The sequence below is a fragment of the Erwinia sp. ErVv1 genome (assembly GCF_900068895.1).
In the GTDB taxonomy this organism is placed as follows: Bacteria; Pseudomonadota; Gammaproteobacteria; order Enterobacterales; family Enterobacteriaceae; genus Erwinia.
Genome location: NZ_CDPK01000002.1, coordinates 552934 through 563846, shown reverse-complemented (window position 1 = coordinate 563846; position 10913 = coordinate 552934). Strand labels below are relative to the sequence as shown.

The window sequence follows — 10913 nt, the reverse complement described above, 5'->3', positions numbered from 1 at the left end:
TCGGAGGAGCAGTCGGGATTTGTCTTCGACTATGCCGGGCATATTATGTTTTCCAACGATCCCTGGGTGCTGGAGATGTACCAGCTGCTGCTGGGGGATAACCTGCACTGGCAGATGCGTGAGGCCTGGATTTATACCGGGGGAACCTACACCCGTTATCCTTTCCAGGGGGCGCTTTACGGCCTGCCGCCAGCGGTCATTAAGGAGTGTGTGCTGGGCGCGATAGAGGCGCGCTACGGTCAGCCCCAGGCAGAGAAGGCCACCCCGGTTGTCATTAAGGACTGCTGCGCCGACGGAAGCATCGCGGAAGCGGAGGGATGTTCGCTAGCGCAGCGTGACCAGGCGGAGGAAAATTTTGAGCAGTTTATCTATCACACCTGGGGCAGCGGCATCGCCAGGCATTTCGCTATTCCCTACAACTGCAAGCTGTGGAAGGTGCCGCTAAGCGAGATGGAAACGTCGTGGCTGGGCGGGCGCGTGCCGCTGCCGGATCTTGCCGCAATTATTGAGGGGGCGCTGGAGCCGGTGGGTAAACCGCTGGGTCCCAACGCTCGGTTTGGTTACCCGCTGCATGGAGGATTCCAGGCGCTAATGTCCGGTTTTCTCCCGCTGCTGCAAGGCACGCTTGAGACCGGCGCAGAAATTGTCCAGCTCTTTCCGGCACAGCATATTGCCGTTTTGCAGGATGGCCGACGCTATCATTATGACCATCTGATCAGTACCGTGCCACTTCCGGCCTTGATTGCCATGCTGGGTGTCCAGGCACCGGCGGAAATACATGCCGCGGCCGCCGGGCTACGTCACACCTCGGTGCGCTGCGTGAATCTGGGGATTGGACGAGCTAACCTGTCCGAAAAACACTGGATCTACTATCCCGGCGAGACGGTATTTCACCGGGTTTTCCTCCAGGGTAACGCCAGTCCGCACTGCAATCCGGAAAATGGTTTTGGCCTGACCTGTGAAATCACCTATACGGATGAGATACCCCTGGCCGAGGAGGGGGAAGCCCTGATCCAGCGCTGTATCCGGGAATGTATCGGCGTCGGGTTGTTTACCGCCGAAGATAAGGTGCTTACCGCCACCGAGGCTGACATTCCCTATGCCTATGTTATCTACGATCATGCGCGGGAAACTAACGTCAGCCTGATCCGTGAATGGCTGCTGCAATACGATATCACCCTCGCCGGACGCTACAGCGAGTGGGAATATTATAATTCCGACCATGCATTTATTGCCGGTAAGAAGGCCGCAGAAAAAATTATCGCGCAGCCGGCTACGCGCGGCGCGGCGATATAATCGCCTGCTCAGGCGTCAGGCGTCAGGCGTCAGGCGTCAGGCATCAGGCGTCAGGCACCCGGCGGTATGGGGTGCCTGACATCCTCAGGGCTGGCGTAGCGGCCGACAGAGGAGGGCTTAAAATACCACCTGCACCTTGGCGGCGAGGTTTTTGTCGCAGGCGGTTTCCAGCGCCTTAACCACGTCCGACTGGGAGAACTCGGCGGATAACAGCGGCAGCGGGTTAATGCGGCCGCTCTCCAGCCAGCGCACGGCGGTTTCAAACTCGTTGATAAAACGAAATGAGCCGACCAGCGCGATCTCTTTTACCAGCAGCAAGCCCAGCGGGAAAGCCGGGCTTGCTGCGCCCATGCCCAGCTGCACAATGCGTCCTCCCGGGCGGGTGAAGCCAGGGGTGGAAGCGATAGCGGCCGCGGCGCCTGACGCCTCAAAGCAGACGTCAAAATAGCCACCATTTTCCTGCCAGGCATCGGTCACGTCGCTATTGCCCGGGTCTGCCGCACGGGAGGCCCCCATCTCCAGCGCCAGCGTGCGGCAGCGTTCGCTCATATCCGTTGCCACGATTTCCGCCGCGCCGGAGGCCAGCGCAGCCGCGATCACCAGGCAGCCAATCGGTCCCGATCCGGTGACCAGCACTTTTTTCCCGACCAGGCTACCCGCCCGGTTAACGGCATGGATCGCCACGGCCAGCGGTTCGGCAAAGGCAATCACTTTCGCATCTGAGTTATCCGCATAGGGAATACACTGCTGCTCACTCACCGCCACGTAGTCAGCAAACCCTCCGTTTACGTGCGGAAGAAACTGAGCGCTGCCCATAAAGCGCATCTGCCCGCAGAGATTTTGCTTTCCCTCAAGACAGCGCGCACAGCGGTTGCAGGGCAGAGAAGGATTGATGGCCACGCGCTGGCCGATCTTAAGCGTACTCTCCGGGGGTGTTTCAGCCACGCGCCCAACGAATTCGTGTCCGAGAATCATTGGCTGCTTCAGCACGGACATCCCCGCCCGGCCATGTAAAAAATAGTGAATATCAGAGCCGCAAATACCGCCGCGCTCCACTCTGATTAACACCTGGTCTGCACCGTACGTCAGGGTACGGCGCTCATTGCGGACATCATGTGCCGCGCTGACCACGCTGGCGGTAATTTCTCTGCTGTCAGGCATAGGGATTCCCTGTTTGAAGTGGAGGTAAGCGCTTAACGCATTTTTAATCCGCTGACGCCCGTTCGACAGGCCAGCTTAACGTTTGGCCGATAGCTATAACGGCATGCTTAACTATAGAACGAATATGAAATCTATTTCACTGCTTAATTGTATAAAAATCAGCCACCACAGGGTCACCGGACAGTTCAATAATAACGACTGGTTTTTTATAGCGGAATTGTCTCGGAATACAGTTAAATTTTTCTTTATAATCACAGCAGCGTGGCTAATGTTTCAGGGCAGGGGGTTGATACTGATGTGGTATAGCCGTGGTTGCAGACACGAGAGGATCTGCTATTTCTGACTTAGAATTGTATCAAAGTTTCCCATTGCAACAATTCCCGCTCTCCCCTGAATCCCTTCGTAGTTGTAAATAAAAAATATTGGTATTACTACAACAACGCCATGTCGGGCAGGTTTTTTTGCGACTCGCCTCGAAATTTCTCTATATAATTCATTAGGTCCGCCTTGCACGGCAAAAGAATGTCGCAGGTTAGCGGGCGTGAGCTTCTTATCTTATGGAAATATTTAGAAACCGGTTTCACCTAAGAATTATCCCATAACGTTACTTGTTTGTGTCCTGTTTACCGCTATTTTATTCACATTTGGCGGATTGAAATGTGCCAGGGGAGAAGTAAACTTCGATTAAATAAATTTTAACAGAGGGGGAAGGAGGAAATGCGCATAAGGGCTTTTAAGGAAAAATCACTCAAGAATAGATTGAGCATCCCAGGCCAGCCATAAATAGAATGATGCGGGAAAATTCTTAATTTAACGAAGAACAAGCCCTGAGCTTATTCTTATTAGTTTGCTGATTAAGATGTTCGCATTGATTTTACAGGGGCGCTGTTGTTTATTAAGAGGCAGCTTAAAGGTTGAGATAAAACTATGATGAAAAAGAATCTGTCAGTCGTGATCCCGGCATATAATGTGGGGGCATACATTGTTGAGTGCGTTGATTCATTGCTGAGCCAAATTGCACTGCCAAATGAAATTATTATCGTCAACGACAGTTCAACGGATAATACGCTGGAACTGATCGAGAAAAAATATGGCGACTCACCCGTAGTGACTATTGTCACCATCCCGAATGGCGGTGCCGGAAATGCCCGCGATAAGGGCATCAGCCTCGCATCCGGTGAATTTGTCTTCTGCTGCGATCCCGACGATATCGTTTGCGCGGGGTTTTATCAGGAATTCAGCGAGGTCATTACCCGACATCCCGAGGTCGAGCTGTTTTGTTTTAATTCACAAACCTTCGTCGACGGTAATCCAACGCAGACCGGCGGTAAGGTAAAGCATGACACCTTTGGTCTGGTGCCCTCGCAGCACGTGATGGCCGGCCTGTTGCGTAACGGATCCTATACGTCTGCGCCCTGGAACTATGTTCTGAAACGCGAGATTATTACGCGCTACAACCTGCAATATCGCGATCGTCTGCATGAAGACCACCGCTATACGCTACAGGCCTTTATGCGTACGGGTATCGCGTGGGTAAGTAAAAATCTTTATTATCGCCAGCGTATCCGTCAGGGCTCATTAACCAACAGTACGAAAGAAGAGGCCTATTTCCGTCATCGCTATGATGCTTTCCTCTGCTCGTACGAAAAATTAACCAGCCTGCCGGGGAACGATCCTTCCCGTAATGAACTCCGTCGTCTCTATTTGATTCACTCTTTTAAATTGATGATCCATTTATCGCTGTCAAATGGAACGCCGTTGCCGGAGTATGTTAAACAGGCGATCGGTTATTTAGGCCGCGATTTAGAGCCGGGTTCATTTATTAACTGGCTGATGCTTCGCCACCCCGACACGTACACTACTTTACTCGGTTTAAAAAAGAGAGTGCGTAAAGCCTGAACCCTTTCACCACCTGCAGCAGTGTAAGGTAACTATTTAACCTCTATTCCTGTGTTGTTAGGTAACTATTTCCTGTCGGTTTTTACGCCGATGGGTCTTTCCGGGCGGGAGAGTGGTCATGATTTGTTACGCGATAACATCTTTAAGGTCACTCTTTTAGGAAAAGTGCCCCTATCCCAGTTTCACCCCGATTGTTAGGGTGAATCACTTTATGGTGAATGGCGCTCCGCTAAGATAAAAGAAGAGACTATGTCGATTAAGCGTAATGCACTGGCGAATTATGTTGGACAGATTTACTCAACGCTGGCCGGAATACTCGTGGTGCCAATGTATATCCATCAGCTGGGCATGGAAGCCTATGGTCTGATTGGCTTTTTTTCCATCCTGTTAACCTGGCTTCAGCTGCTGGACGTCGGCGTATCGACCACGCTGCTGCGAGAGGCGGCGCGCTATCGTGCCAACAGTGAAGATAATCCCTACTTCCCCTCGCTGTTTGCCAGCCTGGGCAAATTCTTCCTGCTCACCTCCGTAGTGCTGGTGGTGCTGGGCTGGATTTTCACCCCCTATATTGCCGAGCACTGGCTTAACGCCAAAACGCTGCCGTACCGCGATCTGGTGATTGCCGTGGCCGTTATGGTGGTCACCGCCGCGATCCGCTGGCGCACCGGGCCATTCCGCAGCGTGATTGTGGGCTATGAACATCAGGTGTGGCTGAACGTCCTGAACGTTATCTCCATTACCCTGCGTACCTTTGGTGCGGTATTTGTTATCAGCTTCGCGCCCAATCCGGTAATATTTTTCTTTGCCTTCCAGCTCTGTATCTCCATTGCGGAAGCGGCCTGCTGCGTCTACAAATCTTACCAGCTGGTACCGCGTGCTAAGCGGCAGAATCACTCCGCTGAGCTTAAAGGAGTACTAAAGCCCTTTTTACGCTTTGCGGTGGGTGCGGCATTCTCGAGCGCTATCTGGACCTTTATTTCTCAGATTGACCGTCTGGTGCTCTCCAAAACGCTGCCGCTCTCTACCTACGGTGCCTTTACCGTGGTGGCTACCGCTGCGACGGGCATTGTGATGCTCAGCAGCCCGATTATGCAGGCCATCGTGCCGCGTATGACCGGGATGCGCGGCAACAAAGAGCAGGGCGAAGCCGAAACGCTGACCCTTTACCGTTACACGACCCAGGCCGTCAGCATCTTTATGGCGCCGCTGAGCATTACTATCGCGCTCTATTCCGGTCAGCTGATCTGGGCCTGGACGCAGAATCCGCAAATTGTACAGCAGATGTCATTTGTAATGACGCTGTATGCGCTGGGAAGCGGGTTACAGGCGATTTGCGGTCTGCTGTACCACCTGCAATATGTTAACGGTCGCCTGTCGATGCACGTTAAGGGCTTCAGCCTGTTCGCCATCGTGCTTATCCCGATGAATATCTATGCCGCCATCCACTACGGTGCGCTGGGAACCGGTATCGTCTGGCTGGGGCAAAATATTTTCTATCTGCTGGTCTGGGCGTGGATTGTCCACCGCAAATTTGCGCCGACCATCCATGCGCGCTGGCTGACGCGGGATGTGGCGATGATCTGGCTGGTGTCGGCTGGCGTAGCGCTGCTGACGCACCTGATCCCCTTCGAGTGGAATCAGAACCGCTGGCTTAACCTGCTCTATCTGGGACTGATTGGACTGGTCAACCTGAGCGTGTGCTGCCTGCTGCATACCAAGGTGCTGGAAAAAATCGGCAGAAATACGTTCAAGCGTACCAGCCTGAGGAGTGAGCCATGAGCCTGATTAATGCTGCGGATTTCCCCTCCATCGCCGTTATTATGCCGGTGTGGAACGGACGGGAGTATATCGGTGAGGCAATAGATTCGCTGCTAAATCAGACGATACTGCCCACCCAGGTGATCGTTATTGACGACGGGTCGACGGACGGCACGCTGGCGCTGCTTGAGGAGTACGCCAGTAAGCACCCGCAGGTACAGCCGGTTCGTGCCGCACACGGTGGCGTGAGCGCGGCCCGTAATAAAGGGTTAAGCCTGGTCAGCAGTGACTACGTGTACTTTATGGATGCCGATGATGTCGTGGCACCCGAGCTGTTTGCCGATTTTGCCCGCGTCTGGCGCGATCGTCCTGACCTGGAGCTGTTTGGCTTTTCAGCCCGCAAGTTCAACAATGCCCCGCTGGCGGAGCGCCAGTATGAGGGGACGCATCCCCGTCATCTTAGCGGTGAGGTGAACGGTGGGGCGGAACTGCTTAGCAAACTGATCGCGCGCGGCTCGGCGCATCGGGTGCTGTGGACCAGCATTATTTCTAAGGCGCTGATCGACCGGATTAACAGCCCGTTTTTACCGATCCAGAACCACGAGGACGCCCCCTTTATGTTTGGGGTCTATACCCAGGCTAAGCGGGCGTTTTTCACCAGTACTGCTTATTACCTTAAGCGGGTGGTGGACACGTCGTTATCGATCAGCACGCGTGATTTCTCGTGGGTAAAAAACTATTTTATCGCCCGGGAAAACACCGATAATGCCCTGCGCCAGCATCCGGTGGCTAACGTTGACCGCGACCTGGTGGACGGCTATTACGCCGCGCTGATGGGCGGCTGCCTGATTGAAATTCGCAAAAACAGGATGGATGTGCCGCGCGAGTATGATGAAAAAATTGATCGCCTGGCCCGGCAGATGACCCGTAACAACCTTAAGCTAAGGCTCCTGTGGCGCTATTATCCCCTCTACAGCGGGCTGCTATACTGCAAACGCCTGCTGCGGGGACAGCGTCACGCAGGCTGATTAACGCGCTGGGTAAAAGCAGGCAGGGTTTACCTGCCTGCTCACTATTCCGTTCTTTACCCATGCTACGCGTTATCGCCGATCCTGTTGCATCTTTAACACAAATCTTTAGCTGCGCATTCTGATATTTTATATCGGCGTGGACACTCCATTCACCTCACTCGTAACAGGGGTGTCGTTCCTGACACGCCTCGTGGCGTTGGCCGTCGAATTAACTTTAGCGAAGGGTAGGTGCCGGTGGCAACAGATGTTTAATTAAGCAAGGAAATATAATTGAATTATATTTTTTCTGTTCTCACCTGAAGTAAACAGATTTGAAACAGTGTTCTGTTGGTGATTGTAAAGCTCATCAGGAGGGGGTACTACTGCCACTCAGTAAACTTCACCTAAAGGGAATATTAAGATGAAGCGGGCAGTTATTATGATCCTCTTTCTGGCTTCCTGTACGGGGGCGCGTGGGAACGACTATCAGATCCAAATGGATGATTTCACAGCAAACAACGTTCGGAAAATTATCCGCACCCACGTTATTCCCGCCGCCGGTGAGAAACCAGGAAACATTATTGCCGCCGTATCCTCCGCTTTTCTGACGACGCCCTATCAGGAAAATACCCTGACTGGATCGACTGGGGTCAATGAAGTGCTGGTAGCGAATTTCCACGGCGTGGATTGCTTCACCCTGATTGATTATGTCCAGGCGCTGGCGGGCGCGCATGACCAGAAGGCGTTTCTCAACAATCTTATCAGCACGCGATACGCTGGCGGCAGGGTCAGTTACCTGAACAGAAAGCACTTTTTCACTGACTGGTTTGCGACGCTGCCGCAGAATGCGACGGATGTGACCCGGCAAATCAGTACGGAGGCGGTCACCGTCGTCAAACAGCTCAACCGTAAGGCAGACGGCAGTGCATATATACCGGGGCTGGCCGTTATATCCAGGGAGATAAGCTATATCCCCGGCCATGCGATTGATTCAGCTGTACTCAGTAAACTGCAAACGGGCGATTACGTTGGGGTCTGGACGCCCCTTGCAGGTCTGGACGTGACGCACGTGGGGATCGTTATCAAGTCTGCCGGCAAGGTGTGGTTCAGAAATGCCTCATCCCTGAGCATAAACAGGCAGGTGGTGGATTCCCCGTTTACTGAATATATGGCCAATAAGCCAGGAATAATTGTTTTACGAACGCACAAAAACCCTGGGGAGGAGTGATCTTAGCTTAGCATAATTGTGAATACCCTATGTGCCAAAAACTGGAAAAGTCGTTTAATCATAAAAAGGAGTGTTAATGATGAACAAATTTATTTTGGGTGGATGGAGTCAGTCCCTGTCGCGGGAACCGCTTAAAGCGTTCGATATAATGATGTATGGAATGGTGACCAATCTTGATGGATTGACGACCGGTACTGCCGCTGCGCCTGGCTGGAGTCCTGAAAATACCGATAAACCCGCCACGCCCTCTGATTTCAAGGGGAAATCGCTTTGGGTTTATGGCGGAGGGGGATGCTCACCAAATGAAAAACCGTCAGATTCAAGCGAGGTGGCAAGAATAGTCGCAGCGACGCGTATTCGCGGCTGGGACGGCGTTGATTTCGATGACGAGTGTAATATGAATACGGGGCGGGTCATCGAAACGATGAAACTGCTTCAGTGCGAAGGTAAAGAGACCAGCTTTGGTTTCATTGCCGGTTATTCCTATAATCATCCTGATACAGGTAATGGGCCGAAACTGAATGAAAAGGTGAAGGCGATTATTCAGTCAGGTCAGTGCGACCGTTTAATCCATTACTGCTATGCAGCGGCAATGTGGAGTCAGGAGGACATTATTGCTAACGTTATTCCGGCGATAAAAAGAAGCCTGATTCTGGGTGCAGAGAATAAATCCTGTATTTTGGCCCTGACATCCCGGGGGCTTACTGACTGGAATTTGAATTATTTTATCGATCAGGTGCTTGATTTTAATCTGGGCGGGTTATTTATCTGGAAGTATGAGAACTTATCCGATACGCATTATAAAATCATTCGCGACCGGCTGTGGAAATAAATATCGGTTGAGATACTGTCAGTCAGATAAGGCATTCCCTGTACGACCTGACTCAACAGGTGTGAATCGGGGGTTGTCCTGATTGGGCATAATCCCTTCACCGCCTGCTAAAACATGTAAGCCAGCCGCAAGGCTGGCAAAAGAGCGAACAGGTTATCAAACGCATTATTTGGCGGCTTCTTCCCGCAGGTGTCGCGCAGATGCGTTTGCCCTTGCCACCAGCGCAGTGATATTGATGTGCTGCATCTGGCCTGACAGCTTCAGGATCCTTCCATCCACCACGACCGTATCGACATTTTCCGGCCCTGCCGAATAGACGATCAGCGAGGCGGGGTCGCCGCCGCCAAACCCGCTCATATTAAGCGCCGCAGGATTAATAATCTGTATATCGGCGCGTTTACCCACCTCAACAGACCCGGTCACCTTGCCGAGTCCGGCGGCATCGGCCGAGCGGCGGGTGGCCAGCTCCAGCAGCCGATGGGGATCCGGCCCGGTTTCATCCTGGGTTGCGCCGCTTTGCGTCAGCGCGGCCAGCCGCAGCGTGGCAAACATATCTGCGCTGCCTGCCAGCGCGTTGCCGTCCAGGCCCAGCCCCTGNGGCCAGCTCCAGCAGCCGATGGGGATCCGGCCCGGTTTCATCCTGGGTTGCGCCGCTTTGCGTCAGCGCGGCCAGCCGCAGCGTGGCAAACATATCTGCGCTGCCTGCCAGCGCGTTGCCGTCCAGGCCCAGCCCCTGGCGGGTCACGCCTTTAAACTGGTCATAGCGGGTCAGGCCGTAACCAACCCGTTCTTCGCTTATCGGGGTGAGGGCCAGACTGCCTCCGGCCTTTTCCAGCGCGCTCAGCTGGGCGGGCGTGGCCTGGGTGGCATGAACAACGGTGACGAAGGGGGCAAGATAGTGCCGCTGGATAAGCGCGTTAAACATCGCATCAGCCTCGCCGCTCACGTGCACCTGGAGCGGCAGGTGATTATCACGGGCAAAGGCATATTCCCGATCGCGGATCGTCCAGGCGGCCTCGTCATGGAGGTCGCGCGGCAGCCGCCAGGCCAGGCCGAGTGAGACGCGGTCATGCGGTTTCGCCATCCGTTGCTTTAGATGCGCCAAATCAATCGGCGTGGCCGAGGTTTTATCCGGCCCGCCATAAAACATAATCGCTCTGATCCCCGCATCGCTTAGCGCCCGGTATCCCGCATCGCCCGAAGCCGGTCCATGAACGTTGTCGAAAAAGTCGCTGCTGGTGGTAATGCCCGAGGCGAGCAGTTCAATGGCCCCGGTATACATTGCCGTGTAGATATCATCCGGCTTCATCACGGCACCAAGCCGGTTGCTCACTGGAAAAAATTTACCGTCTTTATTACGAAACTGGCCCCGCAGAGTGGTGATCCACAGGTGTGAATGCGCATCAACAAAGCCGGGAAGCACAAACTTTCCGGTGGCATCAATCACTCTGGCATCCGCCGCGTGCAGGTTTTTGCCAATGGCGGCGATGGTATCGCCCCGGATCAATACGTCGGTATTTTCCCGATCCGCGTCGCCCGCGCGCATCGACATCACGTAGCCATTTTTTATGAGTAAGGAGGAGGGAGGTTCAACAGCCTGAACGGGTACAAGGGTGCTGGTCAGTAGTAGCGCGGACAACAACAGACGGGGTAGCAGAGGCATAGCGTTTCTCCTGAGGGGGAGAATCAACCCTGGCACAAAATGGTGGGGGAGAAAAGTAAAAGGCCA

General features: G+C 53.6%; 8 protein-coding genes and 1 pseudogene (1 of these 9 running past the window's edge). 6 read left to right on the top strand and 3 right to left on the bottom strand.

What is annotated here, in order from left to right:
• Window positions 1–1296, top strand: a pseudogene (locus A1830_RS03990) (glycosyltransferase) (it extends 2276 nt beyond the left edge of the window).
• Window positions 1297–1413: 117 nt separating this feature from the next.
• Here A1830_RS03990 and idnD read toward each other — a convergent pair.
• Complete coding sequence (gene idnD / locus A1830_RS03985) at window positions 1414–2457, bottom strand: L-idonate 5-dehydrogenase (protein ID WP_067702038.1); 1044 nt, start codon at window positions 2455–2457, stop codon at window positions 1414–1416.
• Between the two features lie 927 nt (window positions 2458–3384).
• Here idnD and A1830_RS03980 point away from each other — a divergent pair.
• From A1830_RS03980 to A1830_RS03960, 5 genes are all read left to right on the top strand, one after another.
• Window positions 3385–4356, top strand: coding sequence for a glycosyltransferase family 2 protein (locus A1830_RS03980; protein WP_067702035.1), 972 nt, complete (start codon window positions 3385–3387; stop codon window positions 4354–4356).
• 249 nt (window positions 4357–4605) lie between these two features.
• Window positions 4606–6135, top strand: a complete 1530-nt coding sequence (locus tag A1830_RS03975; protein ID WP_067702032.1) for a lipopolysaccharide biosynthesis protein — start codon at window positions 4606–4608, stop codon at window positions 6133–6135.
• On the top strand, window positions 6132–7142 hold the full coding sequence (locus A1830_RS03970; protein ID WP_067702029.1) for a glycosyltransferase family 2 protein: 1011 nt from the start codon (window positions 6132–6134) through the stop codon (window positions 7140–7142). The genes A1830_RS03975 and A1830_RS03970 overlap by 4 nt, the downstream gene beginning before the upstream one ends.
• Window positions 7143–7545: 403 nt before the next feature.
• Window positions 7546–8352: a DUF1460 domain-containing protein gene (locus tag A1830_RS03965; protein ID WP_067702026.1), complete on the top strand. Its 807-nt coding sequence runs from the start codon at window positions 7546–7548 to the stop codon at window positions 8350–8352.
• A 79-nt stretch (window positions 8353–8431) separates the two neighbouring features.
• On the top strand, window positions 8432–9184 hold the full coding sequence (locus tag A1830_RS03960) for a hypothetical protein (protein ID WP_067702262.1): 753 nt from the start codon (window positions 8432–8434) through the stop codon (window positions 9182–9184).
• A 165-nt stretch (window positions 9185–9349) separates the two neighbouring features.
• On the opposite strand, the gene A1830_RS23655 is transcribed toward A1830_RS03960, so the two are convergent.
• Both A1830_RS23655 and A1830_RS23190 read right to left on the bottom strand, forming a co-directional pair.
• Window positions 9350–9736 (bottom strand): amidohydrolase family protein, encoded by a 387-nt coding sequence (locus A1830_RS23655; protein WP_067702023.1) that lies wholly within the window; start codon window positions 9734–9736, stop codon window positions 9350–9352.
• Window positions 9681–10847, bottom strand: coding sequence for an amidohydrolase family protein (locus A1830_RS23190; protein ID WP_082804084.1), 1167 nt, complete (start codon window positions 10845–10847; stop codon window positions 9681–9683). Before A1830_RS23190 ends, A1830_RS23655 begins: the two co-directional genes overlap by 56 nt.
• Window positions 10848–10913: the final 66 nt, after the last annotated feature.

What these genes read in the sequence shown, in the direction of transcription:
- idnD (WP_067702038.1), bottom strand. Translation starts at nt 2,457, where the DNA reads ATGCCTGACAGCAGAGAAATTACCGCCAGCGTGGTCAGCGCGGCACAT.
- A1830_RS03980 (WP_067702035.1), top strand. Translation starts at nt 3,385, where the DNA reads ATGATGAAAAAGAATCTGTCAGTCGTGATCCCGGCATATAATGTGGGG.
- A1830_RS03975 (WP_067702032.1), top strand. Translation starts at nt 4,606, where the DNA reads ATGTCGATTAAGCGTAATGCACTGGCGAATTATGTTGGACAGATTTAC.
- A1830_RS03970 (WP_067702029.1), top strand. Translation starts at nt 6,132, where the DNA reads ATGAGCCTGATTAATGCTGCGGATTTCCCCTCCATCGCCGTTATTATG.
- A1830_RS03965 (WP_067702026.1), top strand. Translation starts at nt 7,546, where the DNA reads ATGAAGCGGGCAGTTATTATGATCCTCTTTCTGGCTTCCTGTACGGGG.
- A1830_RS03960 (WP_067702262.1), top strand. Translation starts at nt 8,432, where the DNA reads ATGAACAAATTTATTTTGGGTGGATGGAGTCAGTCCCTGTCGCGGGAA.
- A1830_RS23655 (WP_067702023.1), bottom strand. Translation starts at nt 9,736, where the DNA reads ATGTTTGCCACGCTGCGGCTGGCCGCGCTGACGCAAAGCGGCGCAACC.